Origin of the sequence: Nocardia sp. XZ_19_369 (assembly GCF_015355715.1) — a bacterium.
GTDB lineage: Bacteria > Actinomycetota > Actinomycetes > Mycobacteriales > Mycobacteriaceae > Nocardia.
Window position 1 is genome coordinate 160,172 of the sequence record NZ_JACVED010000009.1, and the last position, 18,936, is coordinate 179,107.

Annotated in this window: 19 protein-coding genes; 5 read left to right on the top strand and 14 right to left on the bottom strand. The window is 67.0% G+C overall.

What is annotated here, in order from left to right; translation table 11 throughout:
* Positions 1 to 749: 749 nt before the first annotated feature.
* From IBX18_RS31385 to IBX18_RS31395, 3 genes are read right to left on the bottom strand one after another with little or no spacing between them, the layout of a single operon-like run.
* On the bottom strand, positions 750 to 1,010 hold the full coding sequence (locus IBX18_RS31385) for a 2Fe-2S iron-sulfur cluster binding domain-containing protein (RefSeq protein ID WP_194837118.1): 261 nt from the start codon (positions 1,008 to 1,010) through the stop codon (positions 750 to 752).
* Positions 1,007 to 2,350, bottom strand: coding sequence for an oxygenase MpaB family protein (locus IBX18_RS31390; RefSeq protein ID WP_194837119.1), 1,344 nt, complete (start codon positions 2,348 to 2,350; stop codon positions 1,007 to 1,009). Before IBX18_RS31390 ends, IBX18_RS31385 begins: the two co-directional genes overlap by 4 nt.
* A gap of 3 nt (positions 2,351 to 2,353) precedes the next feature.
* A complete protein-coding gene (locus IBX18_RS31395; protein ID WP_194837120.1) occupies positions 2,354 to 3,373 on the bottom strand; it encodes an oxygenase MpaB family protein in 1,020 nt (339 codons plus the stop codon).
* Between the two features lie 47 nt (positions 3,374 to 3,420).
* On the opposite strand from IBX18_RS31395, the gene IBX18_RS31400 reads away from it, so the two are divergent.
* Entirely contained in the window at positions 3,421 to 4,086 is a 666-nt protein-coding gene (locus IBX18_RS31400) for a TetR/AcrR family transcriptional regulator (protein WP_228542093.1), read from the top strand.
* Between the two features lie 101 nt (positions 4,087 to 4,187).
* On the opposite strand, the gene IBX18_RS31405 is transcribed toward IBX18_RS31400, so the two are convergent.
* Positions 4,188 to 5,633 carry an amino acid permease gene (locus tag IBX18_RS31405; protein WP_194837121.1) on the bottom strand — a complete coding sequence of 482 codons (1,446 nt, stop codon included), beginning with the start codon at positions 5,631 to 5,633 and terminating at the stop codon, positions 4,188 to 4,190.
* A 452-nt stretch (positions 5,634 to 6,085) separates the two neighbouring features.
* Positions 6,086 to 6,913: an NADPH-dependent oxidoreductase gene (locus tag IBX18_RS31410; RefSeq protein ID WP_228542094.1), complete on the bottom strand. Its 828-nt coding sequence runs from the start codon at positions 6,911 to 6,913 to the stop codon at positions 6,086 to 6,088.
* A 139-nt stretch (positions 6,914 to 7,052) separates the two neighbouring features.
* Here IBX18_RS31410 and IBX18_RS31415 point away from each other — a divergent pair, with 139 nt between their 5' ends.
* Complete coding sequence (locus IBX18_RS31415; protein ID WP_194837123.1) at positions 7,053 to 7,823, top strand: siderophore-interacting protein; 771 nt, start codon at positions 7,053 to 7,055, stop codon at positions 7,821 to 7,823.
* A 191-nt stretch (positions 7,824 to 8,014) separates the two neighbouring features.
* On the opposite strand, the gene IBX18_RS31420 is transcribed toward IBX18_RS31415, so the two are convergent.
* The 7 genes from IBX18_RS31420 to IBX18_RS31450 all read right to left on the bottom strand — a co-directional run bounded on the left by IBX18_RS31420 (position 8,015) and on the right by IBX18_RS31450 (position 14,480).
* Positions 8,015 to 8,749: an HD domain-containing protein gene (locus IBX18_RS31420; protein ID WP_194837124.1), complete on the bottom strand. Its 735-nt coding sequence runs from the start codon at positions 8,747 to 8,749 to the stop codon at positions 8,015 to 8,017.
* Between the two features lie 42 nt (positions 8,750 to 8,791).
* Positions 8,792 to 9,736 (bottom strand): GlxA family transcriptional regulator, encoded by a 945-nt coding sequence (locus tag IBX18_RS31425; protein WP_194837125.1) that lies wholly within the window; start codon positions 9,734 to 9,736, stop codon positions 8,792 to 8,794.
* Between the two features lie 53 nt (positions 9,737 to 9,789).
* Entirely contained in the window at positions 9,790 to 10,425 is a 636-nt protein-coding gene (locus IBX18_RS31430; protein ID WP_194837126.1) for a TetR/AcrR family transcriptional regulator, read from the bottom strand.
* A gap of 10 nt (positions 10,426 to 10,435) precedes the next feature.
* On the bottom strand, positions 10,436 to 11,581 hold the full coding sequence (locus IBX18_RS31435; protein ID WP_194837127.1) for an aromatic ring-hydroxylating dioxygenase subunit alpha: 1,146 nt from the start codon (positions 11,579 to 11,581) through the stop codon (positions 10,436 to 10,438).
* A gap of 162 nt (positions 11,582 to 11,743) precedes the next feature.
* The gene (locus IBX18_RS31440; RefSeq protein WP_194837128.1) at positions 11,744 to 12,793 is read right to left on the bottom strand and encodes an ABC transporter substrate-binding protein; all 1,050 of its coding nucleotides are present in this window, start codon (positions 12,791 to 12,793) and stop codon (positions 11,744 to 11,746) included.
* 3 nt (positions 12,794 to 12,796) lie between these two features.
* Positions 12,797 to 13,684 (bottom strand): ABC transporter permease, encoded by an 888-nt coding sequence (locus IBX18_RS31445; protein ID WP_306796499.1) that lies wholly within the window; start codon positions 13,682 to 13,684, stop codon positions 12,797 to 12,799.
* The gene (locus tag IBX18_RS31450) at positions 13,674 to 14,480 is read right to left on the bottom strand and encodes an ABC transporter ATP-binding protein (protein ID WP_194837130.1); all 807 of its coding nucleotides are present in this window, start codon (positions 14,478 to 14,480) and stop codon (positions 13,674 to 13,676) included. The genes IBX18_RS31445 and IBX18_RS31450 overlap by 11 nt, the downstream gene beginning before the upstream one ends.
* A 146-nt stretch (positions 14,481 to 14,626) precedes the next feature.
* Between IBX18_RS31450 and IBX18_RS31455 the strand changes: the two genes are divergently transcribed.
* A complete protein-coding gene (locus tag IBX18_RS31455; RefSeq protein ID WP_194837131.1) occupies positions 14,627 to 16,315 on the top strand; it encodes a sensor histidine kinase in 1,689 nt (562 codons plus the stop codon).
* Entirely contained in the window at positions 16,297 to 16,980 is a 684-nt protein-coding gene (locus IBX18_RS31460) for a response regulator (protein WP_194837132.1), read from the top strand. The genes IBX18_RS31455 and IBX18_RS31460 overlap by 19 nt, the downstream gene beginning before the upstream one ends.
* A gap of 186 nt (positions 16,981 to 17,166) precedes the next feature.
* Here IBX18_RS31460 and IBX18_RS31465 read toward each other — a convergent pair whose 3' ends face one another.
* On the bottom strand, positions 17,167 to 17,733 hold the full coding sequence (locus IBX18_RS31465; protein WP_194837133.1) for a carboxymuconolactone decarboxylase family protein: 567 nt from the start codon (positions 17,731 to 17,733) through the stop codon (positions 17,167 to 17,169).
* Between the two features lie 64 nt (positions 17,734 to 17,797).
* Between IBX18_RS31465 and IBX18_RS31470 the strand changes: the two genes are divergently transcribed.
* Positions 17,798 to 18,154 (top strand): helix-turn-helix domain-containing protein, encoded by a 357-nt coding sequence (locus IBX18_RS31470; protein ID WP_194837134.1) that lies wholly within the window; start codon positions 17,798 to 17,800, stop codon positions 18,152 to 18,154.
* Between the two features lie 218 nt (positions 18,155 to 18,372).
* Here the strand turns inward: IBX18_RS31470 and IBX18_RS43235 are convergent, their stop codons facing one another.
* Positions 18,373 to 18,915, bottom strand: coding sequence for an LppP/LprE family lipoprotein (locus IBX18_RS43235; RefSeq protein ID WP_194837135.1), 543 nt, complete (start codon positions 18,913 to 18,915; stop codon positions 18,373 to 18,375).
* Positions 18,916 to 18,936: the final 21 nt, after the last annotated feature.

The following is an 18,936-nucleotide window of genomic DNA, read 5'->3' on the forward strand; positions in this document are numbered from 1 at the left end:
CCGCCGCGCACCCGTGCAACCCACCACCACGCACCCGTGCAACCTCGGCACCGCACACCTGTGCAACCCACCACCACGCACCCGTGCAACCTCGGCACCGCACACCCGTGCAACCTCGGCACAATCTGTCGGTGCGCGCCGACGCAAACCTTGCCAACGCGCGCCGGTACAACCTCGGTGTGCAAGCACTGACCTCGCAGACGGGCACGAACAGGGCAGCTCGGCGAGTCGCGAGTCTCCAGCCGCCGCCCGCCGAGCCCTCCTCGCCGCAGCCGCCGCGATTCGATGCGCACCGCAGCTCGCCGCCATCAGTTTCGCGCTCTGCAGGCGGCCGAGGTCTGCTGGGCTCGCGCTCGGCACGCTCGTGACCGCGCCCGGCACTGCGTGCACCTTCCAGGCGGTGCTCGCGATGTGCCGCATGACGAAGGTGACCAGGTCGTCGTCGGGCAGGGCGCGGGCGGCGAAGCGGCGGCTGCCCGGGCCACTTTCGCTGCCATGGGCCTGCTGCTTCCTGACGATTCGCCGTTCGCGACTGCAGAGCGGAAGCGCACTGCCAATGAGCCGAAGCCGGATTGGCTGTGCCGCAGCGGCCTTGACATGCCAACGTCGCGGGCCGACACAACCCAGCGGGCGCGCTCACTCGAACCTGGCCGACGTGACGCCTCAGTGCGCCAGAACGCACCCCTTCTGGGCGCACCGGGCGCGGCTTGGCGAGTCTGTCGCCGCCCGCTGAAGCCTCCCTGCTCCGGTCAGAGGTCGAGGACTAGGTGGGTGAGGGTGCCGGGCGCAGTAGTGCAGAGGCGGAGTGGGCGCGGGTAGCGGGCGGGTCGGGTGCCGGTTCCGGACAGGGCGACGGTTTCGCAGGTGCCGCAGATGCCTGCCCGGCACATCGAGTCGATGGCGACGCCCTCGTTCTCCAATGCTTCGAGCACGGTCAGCGCGGGTGGGACGAGTAGCGTGCGGCCGGATCGGTGCAGCTCGACTACGAGCGGTGGGGGTTGGTGGGTCATCGGATCGGGCAGCGGGCCAGTCCGGTGGCCGAGTTGTCGTGTTGGTCGTAGGGGGTGCCGTAGATGCCGACGCGGGCGGCAAGCAGCGCGGCGACCTTGGTGTTGCGGCGCCAGACCGGGTCGTCGGCGGCCGCGCGGCGCTGCATTCGGCTGTGTGCGCCTGGGAGTGCGTCGTCGAGTGCTCGGAGGCGGACGTCGAGTGCTGCGGCGACGCCCGTCAGCGTGGCCCAAGGTTGGACCGGCACGTCGCGTAATGGTGTGCTACGGAGCAACTCTCGGACGAGCGGCTCGCTACTGAAGTAGGTCAGCAGGCCGAGCAGCGGTGCCGTGGCTTGGACTTTCAACCGGTCGACGAGGCCTGTGTCACCGGCGAGGCGATGGGTGGCCGCGCCGGCCATGTTCGCCGTCCACTCCGGTGCGACACCGGCGGTCGCGACCATATAGTCCGACATCTCCATGCCTTCGCGGGCCGTGCGCGGGATCAGTTCGTCCGCGACACCGAACACGTAGGCGATGTAGGCCCAGTAATGCATCACCGCATTCAGTTGCCGCTCAGTGCATTTGCGGCCGTGGGCGTGGTCGAAGCACATCGGCGAAAGCCCGAAGGTGACCGCTGCGCCCATCATGGTGCTGTTGGAGATGGGGTTGCCGTGCTCGGCGAAATGATCCGCGCCCCAGGCTCGGCGCAGCCCGGCGCGCACCTGGGCGTGCATGAGTCGCACGCGCACAGTGTCTTTGAAGACCGGGGACCAGCGGTCCATGCCGCCGCGCACCGTCACATTGCGGAACCAGGTGGAGGTCTCCAGGTTTCGCCGATACGGGTCGTTGACGAATCGGCCGGTGGCCCCGGTCGCGGAGGCGACTTCCGCGCCGACGAAGGTGCCCATGAAGTCCTGCACGCCCATGGCGAGTTTGCCGGAGGTGGAGACGTTGATCCACAGTTGGCGGCCGTATTCCCAGAGGTCGGGGTCGTACCAATCGGGCGGGTTGTCGAGCGTGACGAACAGAGCGACCAGTTCCGGGGGCGGATCGTCCAGGGTGTCGATGCCATGGTCGAGCGCGTGCTCGAGTAGGCGACGGCCCTCCGCCGTGCCGATCCGGCCGAACGCGGCGACGAGCCGGTCCATCGGTTCGTCGCCCTGCCAGAGGTGGTCGGCCATCAGCCGGGTGCGTGGCGTTTCGGCCGGGACCGGGCGCACCTCGATCCACGGCGACAGTATCGACTTCCTTGGCTCGTACCATAATTCGGTGGCAACGGCGCGCGGCGGCGGTGGTCGCAGCGGCATGCCGGGGCGGTAGTAGTAGTCGTTGGGGTGCGCGGCGGTGTTCACGTCCAGCATCGGTCAAAATCCTGTCAGTTGCCGGAATTTCGTGGCGGGGGTCGACCCGTGATCGGCGTGTACCGGGCAATAGTGTTTGGGGTCGGCGCGGTGCTCGGTTGCGGGCCAGAACAATTCGGGGGCCTCCGGCGGCGGCAGTGTGGCAGGTCGCAGGCCGCGTTCGCGGCGGCGCCCGGCCCGGATACGCGGGAAGAAGTAGCGGATCTCGTCCGGTGTCACCCGGTTCATCGCCGTGAACAGCGCACACCAGCGGTCGAACCAGAACTGGTCGCGGCGGGTCCAGGTGAAGCCCATGGTGCGCCGGATCGCCGGGTCGCACAGGCCGATGGTGACGAACTGATAGAACCTGGCGCCGAACGGGCGAACCATCTTCTCCCACAGTGGTTTCGGCAGCATGTCCAGCACCGGGAACGGCGGTACGGGAGCGCTCTCGGCCAGGCGGTAGACATCCCAGGCAGCCTGGGTCGGCTCCAAGACGTTGTCGCACATGTCTTTCCAGTAGTCCTGGAACTCCGGCCAGCTCTTCGGGACCACCCGCATGCTCATCCCGTACATCTCGTACCACTGGTACTGCTCGCGCCACAGCTGTTCGCGTTGCGCGGTCGAGAGTCCGCCCATGAACAGCTCACCGGCGCGCAGCGTCTGCACGAAGAACACCGCGTGCGCCCAATAGAAGGTGCCTGGATCGAGAGCGTGATACCGGCGTCCCTGCGCGTCGGTGCCCTTGATCGTGCGGTGGTAGTTCACGATCTCGCGTGCGGTCTGCTCGGCCCGCGGCCCGTCGAAGACCACGCCGACGATCGGGTACGCCGACCGCAGCACCCGTTGATAGAACTCGTCCTGGATCTCGGAGTGGTACTCCACGCCCGCGCCGAGGCCGGGATGCATGTTCTGCACCATGCCGAGGAACAGTCCGCTGGGCGCGAAGTAGAGGGAACCGAAGATTCGCCAGGTCAACGAGTCCGGACCGAGTGGCACGGGCGCACTGGGGCTCTCGTGCACGACGTCATTGTGTGCAACCATGAAATGATGCTGACACGAATAAATACTCGCGTTCAATTCGTCTTCTGATGCCACCGAAGACGCGGAAAACGCCGCAGCAGCAGCGCTCTCGCGCCATGGTGCAGCGCATCATCGATGCCGGGCAGACCGTGCTCATCGAACACGGTTACGACGGCGCGTCCACCAACCGGATCGCCGACGCCGCGGGCATCAGTCCCGGCTCGCTGTACCAATACTTTCCGGGCAAGGACGCCATCGTCACCGCGGTGATCGACCGCTACAACAGCGAAGTGGCGTCCCGGGTGCACAGCAGCGTGCTCGCGCAGTTGCACGAGCCGCCCGAAACCGCCGTTCCGGCAACGATTTCCGCGCTGCTCGACGCGCTGGGCAGCCATCCGGCGCTGCTGCGCGCGGTCATCGAGCAGACACCGCGGCTCAGCGGCGACAACACCGTCTTCGCCTTCGAGCAGCAGATCGGCGATCTGGCCCGGGTCGCGCTGACCATGCACCGGGACTCGCTGCCCGACGATGTGGACTTCGCGGCGGCGTCCTGGATGCTGGTCCGCACGGTCGAGCACCTGGCCATCCGGTACATCCTGGATCAGCCGCCGGTCTCCCGCGAACGCTTCCTCGCCGACATCACCCGACTGGTGCTGAACTTCTTCCTTCCCGCGCCGAGCTCGCTACCTGCACAAACCTCGAAGCAGCGGCTATCACGAGCAGAACGCGAGTAACCCAGACAGTTGGGCCGAGCCGCACACATCCTGATTTCCCGCATACGGAATCGGAGGCGATTCGGTATGCGGGAAATCGAAAGGTGTGCGGCTGTCGCGAACTAGCGGGCGGCGGACTCGCGAGCGGGATCCGTTGTGTCGCCGGTCTTTCCGAGGCGGGTCAGGGCGAGGTAGCCGACGGAGACCAGCGCTGCCCAGACGACGCCGACGGCAACGGCGGTGCGGCCGCTCTCGGTGAAGAAGAGCAGGACGACCACCAGCGCGAGGAACGCCAGCGCCAGCACCGTCGTGTACGGCGCGGCGGGCAGGCGATAGTCCGCCGCGGGAAGCTCGCCGCGGGCCACCCTGGCGCGGTAGATCAGGTGACAGACCAGGATCATGCCCCACACGAAGATGATGCCGATGGTGCTCACCGAGGTGATGTAGGCGAACGCCTTGTCCGGGGAGATGATGTTGACGATCACGCCGATGACCATCATCGCCGCCGACGCCGAGATACCGACGTAGGGCACGTGGCGCGAGCTCAGCTTGCTGAGCGCGGACGGGGCTTCGCCGTGCAGCGAAAGGGTGCGCAGCATGCGGCCGGTCGAGTAGATACCGGAGTTGCACGACGACAGCGCGGCCGTCAGCAGCACGAAGTTGATGATGCCCGCCGCGCCGGGGATGCCGATCTGCTGGAACACCTCGACGAACGGGCTCTTACCCTCCCGGAACGTCCGCCAGCTGGACACCGACATGATCACCAGCAGCGCGCCGACGTAGAACAGGCCGATCCGGAACGGCAGTGTGTTGATCGCCTTGCGCAGGGTCTTGCGCGGTTCGCGCGCCTCACCGGCGGTGACGCCGACCAGCTCGACGCCGACGTAGGCGAACAGCACGATCTGCAACACCAGCAGCGACTGCCCGAAGCCGTTCGGGAACACGCCGCCGTCGGCCCACAGGTTGGTGACGGTCGGGTTCGCGGCGTGGCCGAAACCGATGGTCAGCACGCCGATACCGAGCAGGATCATGCCGATGATCGCGGTGACCTTGATGGCGGAGAACCAGAACTCGCCCTCGCCGAACAGCCGCACCGAGATCAGGTTCGCCGCGAACATCAGCGCGAGCACCCCCAGCGCCGTGATCCACGGCGCGATGTCGAACCAGTACTGCACGTACTTGCCCGCCACGGTGATCTCGGCCATGCAGGTCGCCACCCACACCGCCCAGTACGACCAGCCGGTGACGAAACCCGCGTAGCGGCCGAGGAATTCGTGCGCGTACTCGGCGAAACTGCCGGAGACCGGGCGATAGGTGAGCAGCTCCCCCAGCGCCCGCATGATCACGAAGATCGCCAGGCCCGCGGCCAGGTAGGCGAGGATCAGGGCCGGTCCGGCCTGCTCGATCGCGCCACCCGCGCCGTAGAACAGGCCGGTGCCGATGGCGCCGCCGATGGCGATCATCTGAATGGTGCGCGGGCTCAGGCCGCGCGAATAGCCCTCCGAGTCCCCGGTGCCGGTCGAATCGTGCGTTCCAGCGTCCGATAAATGACTGTCGGCGGCTGTCATAGTGCGGTCCTTCTCTCGTGCGGCAACGACGCGACGCCCGGGATCGTCGGTCGGTGACCCCGGACACATGACATGGGATCATCGCATGTTCTGGGATCGATCAGCACGTCACGCTACCGGTCCCGGTGGGCGCGGGCGTAGTTCACGGCGGTCGATGAGGGGAACACCGCAGGTCAGGTGCCTCGCTACGCGCCGAGCAGCCTACGGGTTCGCGGTGCTGGGGATCGGCGCACGGCCGGCCTTTGGGGGTCCGGCGTTGGAATAGACCTCTCGCACTGCGGGGCGCGCACAGCCACCGGGCCGGGATGCCATGTGATCGACCCTGCCAAGGCCATCAGGAGTCACCCTCCGCAGCGGCCATCATGTGACAGACGCTGGGCGATTCCGTTCTGGCGGTGCAACCGCCGCAGACCACATTCGCTGCTTCGATACGGCTCACGCGAGCCCGACGGTCACTTCAGGTGGAAGCCGTGATTCTCCAGCGACTTGCGCAACCGGTCACGACCACCGAGTCCCGCCACGGAGCCGAGGCGAGCCAGTACACGTTCGGTCCAGGAGTGTGAGAGTTGTTGCTCGGCATAGAATTCGGCGATTCTGCCTTCGTAGTCGGCGACGTGTTCGCGCTGCCCGGCGAGGTCGTAGGTCTCGCGATGCAGTACCGCTGCCTGGGGTAGCCGCGGTTTGACCCTGGCATCCTCGGTCGGATCGGGGTGGCCGACGACGAGCCCGAAGACCGCGAACACCTGCGGGGGCAGCTTCAGTTCCGCCGCAACGTCTTCCGGGTTGTTGCGCAGCGCCCCCAGATACACGGTGCCGAGGCCGAGGGATTCCGCGGCGACGACCGCGTTCTGCGCGGCCAGGGCCGCATCGATGAACCCGACGTAGCTGGATTCGAGGTAGTCGGCGCCGTCCAGCGAGGCGTTCCGGTCGTCCGCGAGCTGACGTACGCGCGCGAAATCGGCTGTCCAGACCAGCAATACGGGCGCTTGCAGGATGTGCGCCTGATTGCCGGACAGTGCCGCGAGCCGCGCTTTGCGTTCCGGGTCGCGCACCGCGATGACACTCCACACCTGCAGGTTCGACGAGGTCGGCGCGGACTGGGCGGCCGAAATCAGCAGGCGCAGTGTGTCGTCGGACACCGGGTCGGCCAGATAGCGCCGCACCGAACGATGCTCGTGCAGCACCTGCAATACCTCGTTCCACCGGGCGGGTTCGGTAGGCTCGGGGTCTCGGTAACGCTGCTGCACCAGGTGGGTCGGCGTCGGCACGGTCTGGGTCATGTTCGTCATCCTGGACGGCCGCGGCGGGTTCGTCAGCGGTTGCTCGCACGATGAGCCGAACAACGCGTGATTTCGTTCGAGATCAACTCGGAGTAGGGTAAGTAAGGTAACCCTAATTGTGATAGTGGGAGGACTACCTATGGCCAGACCCCGCACCACCCTCACCGTGCAGCACACCGAGTGGCTCAGCCCGCACCTCATCCGGGTGCACCTCGGCGGCCCCGGCTTCGCCGCGTTCCAGACCAGCGAGTTCACCGATGCCTACGTCAAGTTCATCTTCGAGCGCGACGGGATCGAGGTGCTGCGCACCTACACCGTCCGCTCGGTCGATCGGGACGCGGGCCAGATCGCGGCCGATTTCGTGTACCACGGCGCCGAGGGCATCGCGGGACCGTGGGCCGCGGCGGCCCAGCCCGGCGAGACCATCGATATGTACGGCCCCGGCGGTGCCTACTCCCCTCGCGCCGACGCCGACTGGCACCTGCTGGCCGGTGACGAGGCGGCACTGCCCGCCGTCGCCGCCGCATTGGAGGCGATGGACCCGGCCGCCGTCGGCTACGCGTTCGTCGAGGTCGCCGGCCCCGACGACGAGCTCCCCTTGCAGAAGCCCGAGGGTATCGAACTGACCTGGCTGCACCGCGGCACCCAGTCGCCGGGTGAAGTCCTGGCGGAAAGCGTCCGCAAGGCGCCCTGGCGCGACGGCCAGGTCCAGGTCTTCATTCACGGCGAAGCCCAGGCCGTCATGCACGACATGCGCCGGTACGTGCGCCGCGAACGCGGCGTCACCGCCGAATGGGCCGCCTCGATCTCCGGCTACTGGCGCCGTGGACGCACCGAAGAGGGCTTCCGCGAATGGAAGGCCGAGCTCAAGGCGAAGGACACCGTCGACGCCGCACCGGCGAGCAGCTGACGACTGCAACGACCTGAGTGGGGCGCCCAACCGGGCGCCCCCGTTCACGTCGAGCGACGGTGGGTCACCGAATCGCTGCGACGTCGGGGCAGAAGACGTCGGGGCAGTAAGGAGCGCGACTGCGATTTGCCCGTGGACGCCTACCGCTGCAAGCCAGTCGAGTAGCACCTTCCCGGGCTATCGCGCTCCGATCAGTCGTGCCAGCCACTGGTGGCCACGATGTCGTCCCAACTCAACTGGGCTATTTCCGGGTGACGCAGCCGCAGGATTTCCCCGGCGAGACTGGCCGGGGGTGCCTTGCGGGGGTTGGCCAGGGCTTGGGCTTCGATGGTTTCGGTGAGGACTCGGGTGCCGCCGAGGCGGGGGTAGGTGGCGTGGACCTGGTCGGCGTAGCCGGGGGGTAGGTCGGTGGGGGCGCCGGCTACGTCGATGCCGATGCCTTCTACGGCCAGCCAGGATTCCGCTGGGCGGCGACGGCGGTAGACGGGGGAATCGGTGAAGCCGGTGGTGTGGGTGGCGATGGCGTCCCAGATGGTGTCGACTCGGGTGTCGGTGACACCGTTGGCTTCGAGGAACAGCGCGGCTTGGTCGGCGCCGTCTATCTCGAATCGTTGGTCGCTGCTCGGGGTTTCGGCAAGGCCGACGTCGTGCAGGACACAGATGAGGTACATGGTTTCTTCGTCGTAGTCGGTGCCGGGGCGTAGGCCGTGCCGGTCGGCTACCGCGCGGGCGAAGAAGAATCCGCGCACGCTGTGGTTGCGTAAGGCTGGGGTCAACGTCCGGTCGATCAACGCAATTGCCTTGTCCGCCAACGGGGTCGACGGTAGCGGGAGCGGGTTCGGTTGGGCTGCTGCGGATGTCTGCGACAACGCGGCGGCGGTCCCGGCGATTCCCACACCGATGGCGGCGCGACGAGATAAGGACATGGCTGAACTCCTTGGTACGGATTGGATTTCGAAGGTGTGAAGTCAGGGAGCGGTGGTGCGGAATCGACTCCGGTAGTCGCTCGGCGTCGTGCCGAGCACCTCGACGAAGGTGCGGCGCATGGTCTCTTCGGATCCGAAACCGCTGCGCCTAGCGATAGCGGCGACTAGTTCGTCGCTCGTCTCCAGCAGTACTTGCGCGGCTTCCACGCGGACCTGCTTGACGTACTGCGCGGGCGTCATACCGGTTTCCTGCCGAAACAGCCTGCTCAGGTGGCGTTCGCTGAGCGCGGCACGGCCGGCCATGGCGGCCAGACCGTGGTCGGCCGACAGGTCCGCGACGACGGCATCGACGACCTTGCGCAGCCCACTGCTGCGGGGCATCCCGATGCTGGCCCGCACACTGAATTGCGCTTGCCCACCGGGACGGCGCAGGAACACCACCAGATGTTTGGCGAGCGAGCGTGCCACCTCGACGCCGTGGTCCTCTTCCACCAGTGCGAGCGCCAGATCGATACCCGCGGTGACGCCCGCCGAGGTGATCACCGATCCGTCCCGGACGAAGATGGCATCCGGGTCGACCTCGACGGCCGGAAACTGTTGCGCCAATTGATCGCAGGCCAACCAGTGCGTCGTCGCCCGCCGCCCGTCCAGCAGTCCGGCTTCGGCAAGGACCAGCGCTCCGGTGCAGACCGAGGCGATCCGCCGCGCGCCCGCACCGGCCGCCCGCACCGATCGAACCAGGTCGGCCGGAACCGGCTCCTCCGGTGCGTATCCGGGAACGAGCAGCGTATCGATGGAACCTGTCGAATTCTCGATGGCACACGAAACACTCAGCGGCACACCGACGTCGGTGCACACGTCCCGCCCATCCGGCGACGCGAACCGCACCCGATGGCCGGCCCAGTGCAACACCTGAATCGGTCCGGCAACGTCGAGCAGCAACACACCCTCGGATACCGCGACCACTACGTCACCACTGGACTCCATGCACCCAGTCTCGATCAGCGGGGAGATGTCCACAAGGACACGTACCCCACAGATCAGGCCATCGAGACCGGTTCGGTCGCCACCAGCTCGTCCGCAGCGCGTTGTATCTCGGCTAGTCGACCGGGCTCGGCGAGCAGCCCGATCAGCGCGAACTCGACGATCTCCGCGGGGCTGACCGCGATCTCCGGCAGCGCCAGCGCGTCGAACAAGGCCTGAACCAATCGGGCTCCGGAGACCGGATTCATCGCCCGCACATCACCTTCACGCTGCCCCGTCTCGACCATGGCGATGATCACCCGGTCGAGCCGCGAGACGAGCTCCAGCTCGTCGACGAACCGTTCTCGCTGGAGTTCCGGCGAGGTGAGGATGGAGGCGAGGACGTACGGCGAGTCCTGCAGGTGCTGCAGCGTTTCCCGTAGCCAGCGGTGCAGCTTGACCACGGCGGGCGCAGACACGGCGGTTAGTTCGTCGGCCAGCGCCAGTGGCCGTTCCAACCCGAGCCGGACCAGCGCGGCGAGGATGTCGTCCTTGGCGGAGAAGTGCTTGTAGATGGCGGGCTGCTGCACCCCGACCGCGGCCGCGATGTCGCGGGTGGAGGTAGCGGAGAAGCCGCGCGCCGCGATGAGCTCGGCGGCGGTGCGCAGGATGCGTTCGGCCGCCGGGCTCGATCGGGTAGTTTCCGCGGGCATACGGTTCAGGTTAACGGCCGTTCGCTTCGTCGCCGAGCATTGCGTGCGCCAGGTTCCGATAAAACGCGAGCACACCCGGCTGTTCCTTCGGGCTGAGGTGCCCGCGTTCGGCGAACCGCGAGGAGACGCCGCGCTGGACGGCTTCCAGCCCGAGCCGATCCTCGTTGTTGATCATCGCGGTGGCCGCCTGCTGGGTTCTGGTCACCGCCTCGGACACGCCGACCAGCTCGGGCATGGTGAGCACGCCGCCGACCACGTGCACCCGATCGATGGCCGTCGGCAGGAAGCTGAACCAGACGATCTGGTCACCGGTCCCGACGAAGGCGCTGGACGGGAAGGTCAGCAGCACCATGCCGTTGGCCTGCTGAACCTCGTTGAGCGTCAACACCTCCGGCGCCACCGACGCGGCGAACGGGATCCTGGCGTGCAGCACCCACGGCGAGTACTGCTCGACGAACATGTCACTGCCGCCGGGCATGAACGGCTCGAGCGTCTCCCGGTGCAACCCGATGACGTGATAGTTCTCGTGGCCGTTCTCCATCACGCTCTTCCAGTTCGTCTGCCACTCGTAGGACCAGGTGTCGACCTGCACCATCTCGGTCAACCGGTAGTCGGCGAACTGGTGTGCGGCCAGGTCCAGGTGGGCGCCGATCGGGTCGGCGTTCGCGTCGAGGTTGACGAAGACCAAGCCGTTCCATTCCGCGACCGCGAACTGCGGCAACCGGCAGTCCTTCGGCTCGAACTGCTTGTTGCCGCCCATGTACGGCGCGCCGCGCAGCCGTCCGTCGAGCCCGTACTTCCACAGGTGGTACTGGCAGGTGAAGGCGTCGGTGCGGCCCGCGCCCGGTTCGACGAGCGGCATCAGTCGATGGCGGCAGATCGGTGACATCGCGTGCAGCGCATCGTCTTTCGCACGGGTGACGACCACCGGTTCGCCGGCGATGGAGACGGCAACGTAGTCACCGGTGGTGGCGAGTTGATCGACGTGTGCGACGAGATACCAGCAGCGGTTGAAGATCCGCTCGCGTTCCATTTCCCAGAGTTCGGGTGAGGTGTAGGCGCTGGGCGGCAGGGTGAGCGCGGGCGGATCGTCGTCGCGGTACTGCTGCAGTGCCGCGAGAGCTTCCGCGGTGCCGGATGTGCTGAGCGTAGACATACTGGACCTCCCTGCATGGTTATCGATCGATAACCTCTGGATTCAGGTTATCAACCGATAACCATCCGTCAAGGGGTCGTCGGCAGCACGCAAAATCCGGCCACAGACAGCAGGTCCCGCGCTCCGTCGAAACATGAGCGCGGGACCTGAACAGCTACAGCACTATTGGTTGGTGCGCAGCGCCTCCTCCACGAACTTCGTCGTGTATGTCTTGTGCAATTCGATCCGGTCACGCACCGGCGCCACATTGCGCGAGTACTTGCCGAGGATGTTCAGCACGTTCTGCGCCCCTTCGGGTTTCATCAGACCGTCACCGTTGAACATGCCGACCGAGTCACGAATCGACTGGACGTAGAGGTCCTTTCCGGCGTTCGCGTACTGCGGCGGCATCTTGGCGGCGATCTCCTCCGGGGTGTGCTGCTTGATCCACTGCAAGGTCTGCACGAACGCCGCCGCCAGCTTGCGGACGATGTCCGGGTGCGATTCGACTGTCTCGCAACGCATGTACAGCGAGGTCGCCGGGTACAACCCGCCGAGCGCCACCCGGGTGCCCGCCTCGGTGCGCATGTCGACCAGGATCTCCGCCTCCCCCGAGTTGACCATCTGCGCCACCGTCGGATCGGTGGTCATGCCCGCGTCGATGCCGTTGTGGTTCATGCCCGCGATGAACGTCTGCCCCGCGCCGGCCCGCACCCGGGTGTAGTCCTTGGTGGTCATGCCCTCGATCCCGGTGAGCGCCTGGGTCAGGAAGTCGGTCGACGACCCGAACGAGGTGACACCGAGGTTGCGGCCGCGCAGATCGCGCACCGACTTGATGGTGCCTGCGTCCGCCTTGGCGACCAGCTCCACCTCACCGGGCACGTCGGCGAACTGCACCACCGAGGTGAGGCACTGCTCCTTGGCCTGCAGGTCGACGGTGTGATCGTAGAAGCCGACCACCGCCTGCACATCGCCGGTCAGCAAGGCGGTTTCGGCGTTGGCGCCGGACTGCTCGCCGAGCAGCGAGACGTCGATATCGTTCTTCTCGAAGAAGCCGAGCTGTTTGGTCAGCATGGCGGGCAGGTAGATCACCTTCTCCAAACCGCCGACCATGATGGTGATCTGCGGTCGCCCGTCCGACATCGGGATGGTGCGCGACTCGCGACACCCGGTCACCGCCAGCAGCGCCGCTACGGCGAGGACGACGATCGCGGAGTTCTTGATGTACCTCATCGCTCAGATCCCGTGACTCGACTGTGCCTGCGAGGGACGCCATTTCAGCAGCTTGCCCTCGGCCAGGCCGATCCCCCACTCCGCGAGCAGCGCGATCACCGTGATGATGATCATGCCGGCGTAGATGCCCGCCGAATCGAAGGTGCCCTGGGCGTTGCTGATCAGCAGGCCCAAACCCTTACTGGCACCGGCATATTCACCCACCACCGCGCCGATCAAGGCGAAGCCGAAGGCGGTGTGCAGGCTGGACAGGATCCAGGTAGTCGCGCTCGGCAACACGATCGCGGTGAGCACCTGACGCTTACCGGCGCCGAGGATGCGCGCGTTGTTGATGACGTTGCCGTCCACCTCCCTGGCACCGGTGAACGCGTTGAAGAACACCGCGAAGAACACCAGCACGACCACCGTCGCGACCTTCGAGCTGAGCCCGAGCCCGAACCAGATGATGAACAGCGCGGCGAGCACGATGCGCGGAACCGCGTTGAGCGCCTTGATGAACGGCGCGAGCACGTCGGCCCAGTACCGGCTGCGGCCGAGCAGGGTGCCGAGCACCACGCCCGCGACCGCGCCGATCAGGAAGCCGAGCACGGCCTCCTGCACGGTGGTGAAGATCTGCAGCCAGATCGAACCGAATTGGGTTCCCTCGGTGAACCATTCGACCAAGCGTTCCCAGATCAGCGACGGCTTCGAGTAGAAGAACGGATCGATCCACAGCGTGGCGGTGAGCTCCCACGAGCCGAGCCACACGGCGACCAGCGCGATGCGCAAACCCCAGGTACGCAGCCGCACGCGCCGGGCGTTGGTGCGCACTCGCGCGAGGATCTGCTCCTCGGTCTCGTTCTCCGGCACCGGCGCCGGGGCGGCATCCTTTTCGAGGACGTCATGCGACACGGGAGGCTCCCTTGGCTCGAGCCGCATCGACCTCGTCGCGCAGCGTTTCCCAGATTTCTTTGTAGATATCGCGGAACTCGGTGGTGAGCCGCACCTCTTCGACATTGCGCGGGCGCTCCAGCGCGACGGGGAAGTCGCCGCACACGGTCGCCGGGCTGGCCGTCATGACGACCACCCGGTCGGCGAGCACGATCGCCTCTTCCAGATCGTGGGTGACGAAGATGACCGCCGCGCCGGTGCCCGCCCACACGCGCAGCAGTTCGTCCTGCATGAGCTGGCGGGTCTGCACGTCGAGCGCGCTGAACGGCTCGTCCATCAGCAGGATCTCCGGGTCGTTGACCAGGGTTTGCGCCAGCGCGACGCGCTTGCGCATGCCACCCGACAGCTGATGCGGATAGTAGGTCTCGAACCCAGCGAGCCCGACCTTGTGCACCCACACCGAAGCCTGCTGCCGCGCATCGGCTTTCGACGCACCACGCAGGCGCGGGCCGAGGGCGACGTTGTCCAGCACGGTTTTCCACGGCAGCACCGCGTCCAGCTGGAACATGTAGCCGATGCCGTCCGGGATGCCGGTGACGTCCTTGCCGCGCACCAGCGTCCGGCCCGCCGAGGCGGGTTCGAGGCCGGATACGAGGGACAGGGTGGTCGACTTACCGCAGCCGGTCGGGCCGACGACAGCGACGAATTCGCCGGGGCGGACCGCAAGGTCGAGGTTCTGCACGGCGGTGTGGATGCCGCCACCGGTGCCGGGGAAACGCTTCGTCGCGCTCCGCAGCTCGATGAGTGGGTTGGTCATGGTGTAGCTCCTGCGAGATCGAGGTAGAGCGACCGTACGTGGGCCGGGTCACACCGCGGAGCTTGTGCGCACAAGCCGTGCAAAGTGCCGATTCGCTAGTTCTGCGCATTCTGCTCACGCTCGGCGCGGTGGTCTATGCTGCGCCAATGGCCACTGAGGGCGCGCGGGCCGTGCGATTGAGGACGCAGGTTCTGCTGTTGCAGATCGTGGTGGTCACCCTCACCCTCGGCGTCGCCTTCGCGGTTTTCGGCTACCTCAGCGATCAACGGCTGCGCGACGGATACGGGCAGCGGGCCCTCGCGATCGCGCGCACCGTCGCGGCCGATCCCGCGGTGCGCGACGAGGTGACCCGGTACGCGCCCGGGGCGATCAGCGCCGACCCGCTGCTGCGTGCGCGCCTCGCCGCCGGGCCGCTGGAACGGATCGCCGTCGACACGACGGAGCGGACCGGCGCCTTGTTCGTGGTGATCACCGATGATTCCGGGATTCGGCTGGCGCATCCGGACGCGGCACGGCTCACCGAGCATGTGAGCACCGATCCCTCCGGTGCGCTGGCCGGGCGCGAGGTGATCGCCGAGGAGCGTGGCACGCTCGGCGACTCGGTGCGGGCGAAAGTGCCGGTGCTCGAACCTGATTCGGACCGAATTGTGGGCGCGGTGAGTGTCGGTATTTCCACCGAGGCGGTGCGTGATCAGTTGCTCGACGACTTGCGGACCGCCGGTTTGCTCGTCGGCGCAGCGCTTTTGGTCGGGATCGCGGGATCGATGCTGCTGGCGCGTCGTTGGCGCGGGCTGACGCTCGGGTTGGAGCCCGCGGAACTAGCTGAGCTCGTGCGCGGACAAGCGGCGGTATTGCACGGCATCGGGCGGGGCGTGCTCGCGGTCGATTCTTCTTGGCGCACAACGTTTGTCAATGACGAGGCGCGCAGGCTGCTCGGGATCGACGCGGAGATTGGGCGACCGGTGGACGAGATCGGGCTGACGCCACGGGTACTGGAGGTTTTCCGCGGGCTCGACGAGCAACCCGCGTCGGCAACGGTCGGCTCACATATCGTCGTGGTGGCCGCGCGGCCGGTGCATCGGGACCGGCGCGACCTGGGTGCGGTGCTGACCGTGCGCGACCGGACCGATGTGGAGGCGTTGACCCGCCAGCTCGATGCGGTGCAGTCGATGAGCACGGTGTTGCGGGCGCAACGGCACGAGTTCTCCAACAAGATGCACCTGATCAGCGGACTTCTGCACGGTGGGCGGACCGAGGAGGCGTCGCGGTCGATCGACGAGATGATCGGGGCGGGGCCGCTCGGGGCTGCCGCGCCCGGCATCGACGCGATCCATGATGCTTACCTCCAAGCGTTTCTCGCGGCGAAGGCGGCGCACGCGCGGGAGAGCGGCGTCGAACTGGCCCTCGGGCCCAACACCTGGGTGGACGGCAGCCTGGTCGATCCCGTCGATGTGACGACCGTGCTCGGCAACCTGCTCGACAACGCGATCGAGGCGGTGCGGGCCTCGGGCAATCCGGTCAAGCAAGTGGAAGTAGAACTGGTGCAGGAAGATTCGACCTTGCATATCGTGGTGGCCGATAGCGGCGACGGTGTCGCGCCGGAGCTGATCGATGTGCTGTTCACCGAGGGGACCTCCACCCGCGACAGCCGTGACGTCCCCGGTGGACGCGGTGTCGGTCTCGCGTTGATTCGTCAGATCGCCCGCACGCACGGCGGCGACGTGCGGCTGGCCAGTCCGCGCGGCGACACTCCCCCGCTGACCGGTGCCGAATTCAATGCCCGCATTCCCGAAGTGCTCGTAGACAGCAAGGTGTCATGGCCCCATCAGATTTGACTGTTCTCGTCGTCGACGACGACTTTCGTGTCGCCGACCTGCATGCCGGAATCGTCGACTCCATCGCGGGTTTCGCCGTCGCGGGGACTGCCAACACCTTGGCCGCGGCGCGGGATGTGCTGGCAGCGGGCCCGGTCGACTTAGCGTTGGTCGACGTCTATCTGCCCGACGGTTCCGGTATCGACTTCGTGCGCGAATTACGCTGTGACGCAATGGTGCTGACCGCCTCCACCGACAGCACCGCAGTCCGCGCCGCCCTCTCCGCCGGTGCGCTCGCTTTCCTCGTCAAACCTTTCCCGCACACCGAACTCGCCGCCCGACTGGCCGCCTACGCCCGCTATCGCCGCGTCCTCGCCACCCCGCAGGTGGACAACGCCCGCGTCGACGCCGCCCTGCAAGCCCTCCGCCCGACCACCACCGCCAGCGCCCCCACCACCGTCGCCTCCCCCACCAAAGACCTTGTCCTGCATTCGATCCTCGAAGCAGGCCACCCCCTCTCCGCCGCCGAAGTAGCCACCGCCATCGGCATCTCCCGCGCCACCGCCCAGCGCTACCTCGCCACCCTCGTCGGCACCGGCACCCTCCGCATGAGCCTGCGTTACGGCAGCACCGGCCGTCCGGAACAGGAGTATTCGGCGGCGGGCAGCCAGGCCAGAACCGAGTGAAAGCTGCCCGGGTCGTGCCGGGAAGTGGCGAGCCCAAGGGCCGTGCAGGGGTATTCGGCGGATGCCAGCCAGGCCAGATCAGCGTGAGCGCCACCCGGACTCACGCCAGACGTGGCGAGACCCAAGTCCCCGCAGGAGTACTCGGCGGCGGTCAGCCAGGCTAGGACCGAATGGGGCCTGCGCAGATCACGCGGGGAAGCGGCGAGCCCAGGTTTCGTGGTCGAGGCGGGCGGTGTTGATCACAGTGCTGAGTAGGCGGTACCAGCCGGTGGTGGTGATCAGTTCGAGGATTTGGTCGTCGCGGTAGTGGCTGGTCAGGTCTGGCCACAGGGTGTCGGAAATGGTTGCGGTGTCGTGGATTTCGTCTACCAGGCGGATAAGGGTGGTGTCGTTGGGTGACCACGCCGGGTGGTCGGGGTTGCCTACGGTGGCGTCGATCTGTCCGGGGGTCAGGCCGACCTCGGGAGCTTGGAGTACGGCGTGGATGCCCCATTCGTATTCGGCGTTCGCGCGGGCGCAGGTGCGGAGGATGACGATCTCGCGGTCGCGGGGTGGGAGGCGGCCGTGGCCGAGGATGCCTGCGCCGAGGGGGCGCATTCGGCTGAAGAGGTCGTCGTGAAGGGCGAGGGTGCGGAACAGAGCCAGGGGTTCGATGGCCGTGCCGGGTGGCATCCATTTGCGGAGTTGCGCCTCGATATCAGGAGCGTACGGCGGGGATAGTGGCGTGATGCGCGGAATAGATTCGGTGCTCATGGTCGATCCTCATATCGGACGGCGGTGTATCCTTGCTTCGGAAACAAGAGCAAGGATGGTGGCGATGGTAGCTTCGGAATCCGAAGCAGGCAAGACTCCGGCCGTCGGCAGGCCGGTGCGCGGGTCGCAGACCGGGCGTCCGATCATGGTGTTGCTGGATCTGCTGGGCAGGCGGTGGGCGCTGCGGGTGCTGTGGGAGTTGCGGGACGGGCGGGCGGTGACGTTCCGGGAGTTGCAGACGCTGTGCGGCGGCGTATCGGCCAGCGTGCTCAACGATCGGCTGCGGGAACTTCGCGAGGCGGGGGTGATCGCCGCGGAGCCGAACGGCTACCAGCTCAGTGCGGACGGTCTCGATCTCGTCGCAGCGCTTGCGCCACTACAGGTTTGGGTGCAGCGTTGGTCGGACGAGCCGGAACCCTAAGCGGGAAAACACCATTGCCGCACACTTTCTGATTTGCCGCACAAGGAATCGCATGCGAATTCGTGTGCGTCAAATCAAAAAGTGTGCGGCAAACTGTGGGAGCGCCGCGCATCAAGTCGTGTGAGCACACCGCGGCCCGAATGCGTCACATCGAGCCGGGTGCGGGAGGTCGTGCGGTATAGGCGCAGCACGTCATGTGCGGCACACCAACCGTACGACTACTTCGGCGGAGTACCGATCATCCGCACTTTCTGCCCCTCCCAACGGAATTGGACATGGGTGACGGTGCCGTCCGGGCAGGCACTGCAGCTGCCTGGCGTCTTGTAGGTCAGTCCGACGGTGTCGTCGATGGTGCGGTCGACGTCCAGTGACGTGAACCCGTGCGCCTCGGGCGTCGCGGTCCCGATGTAGGCCCCCTTGTGGAACAGCAAGGCCTGGTTCGGTGAACTCCCCGTCGCCCCTTGCACCGTGATGATCACGGTGGACAAGGTGGCGCACGGGTCGAAGTTCCCCTCGAAGCCGCGCGGGTCGGTGGACCACGGCGCGTGCGTGACCGGTTCGGCGGGCAGCGCGGCGATGGCCGACTGGACCACCGGCGCCGAGAGGTCGACGCCGCAGCGGACGGGCGCACTCGAGGTGGTCGGCGCGGCATTGCGCACGCGGGTCTCCGATGACCCGGCACCACCGTCGGAGGCGCATCCGGCGACGCCCACCACGATTCCGGCACACACGACAAAGACAGGTCGAGCTATCCGCACCACGAGAGATCCTTTTCAGGTCCG

Bases quoted from the DNA above. Each gene is read 5' to 3' on its own strand.
- IBX18_RS31415 (WP_194837123.1), top strand. From the start codon at position 7,053: ATGGCCAGACCCCGCACCACCCTCACCGTGCAGCACACCGAGTGGCTC.
- IBX18_RS31470 (WP_194837134.1), top strand. From the start codon at position 17,798: ATGGTAGCTTCGGAATCCGAAGCAGGCAAGACTCCGGCCGTCGGCAGG.
- IBX18_RS31420 (WP_194837124.1), bottom strand. From the start codon at position 8,749: ATGTCCTTATCTCGTCGCGCCGCCATCGGTGTGGGAATCGCCGGGACC.
- IBX18_RS31425 (WP_194837125.1), bottom strand. From the start codon at position 9,736: ATGGAGTCCAGTGGTGACGTAGTGGTCGCGGTATCCGAGGGTGTGTTG.
- IBX18_RS31440 (WP_194837128.1), bottom strand. From the start codon at position 12,793: ATGAGGTACATCAAGAACTCCGCGATCGTCGTCCTCGCCGTAGCGGCG.
- IBX18_RS31385 (WP_194837118.1), bottom strand. From the start codon at position 1,010: ATGACCCACCAACCCCCACCGCTCGTAGTCGAGCTGCACCGATCCGGC.
- IBX18_RS31400 (WP_228542093.1), top strand. From the start codon at position 3,421: ATGCCACCGAAGACGCGGAAAACGCCGCAGCAGCAGCGCTCTCGCGCC.
- IBX18_RS31465 (WP_194837133.1), bottom strand. From the start codon at position 17,733: ATGAGCACCGAATCTATTCCGCGCATCACGCCACTATCCCCGCCGTAC.
- IBX18_RS31405 (WP_194837121.1), bottom strand. From the start codon at position 5,633: ATGACAGCCGCCGACAGTCATTTATCGGACGCTGGAACGCACGATTCG.
- IBX18_RS31450 (WP_194837130.1), bottom strand. From the start codon at position 14,480: ATGACCAACCCACTCATCGAGCTGCGGAGCGCGACGAAGCGTTTCCCC.
- IBX18_RS31460 (WP_194837132.1), top strand. From the start codon at position 16,297: ATGGCCCCATCAGATTTGACTGTTCTCGTCGTCGACGACGACTTTCGT.
- IBX18_RS31410 (WP_228542094.1), bottom strand. From the start codon at position 6,913: ATGACCCAGACCGTGCCGACGCCGACCCACCTGGTGCAGCAGCGTTAC.
- IBX18_RS31430 (WP_194837126.1), bottom strand. From the start codon at position 10,425: ATGCCCGCGGAAACTACCCGATCGAGCCCGGCGGCCGAACGCATCCTG.
- IBX18_RS31455 (WP_194837131.1), top strand. From the start codon at position 14,627: ATGGCCACTGAGGGCGCGCGGGCCGTGCGATTGAGGACGCAGGTTCTG.
- IBX18_RS31395 (WP_194837120.1), bottom strand. From the start codon at position 3,373: ATGGTTGCACACAATGACGTCGTGCACGAGAGCCCCAGTGCGCCCGTG.
- IBX18_RS31390 (WP_194837119.1), bottom strand. From the start codon at position 2,350: ATGCTGGACGTGAACACCGCCGCGCACCCCAACGACTACTACTACCGC.
- IBX18_RS31435 (WP_194837127.1), bottom strand. From the start codon at position 11,581: ATGTCTACGCTCAGCACATCCGGCACCGCGGAAGCTCTCGCGGCACTG.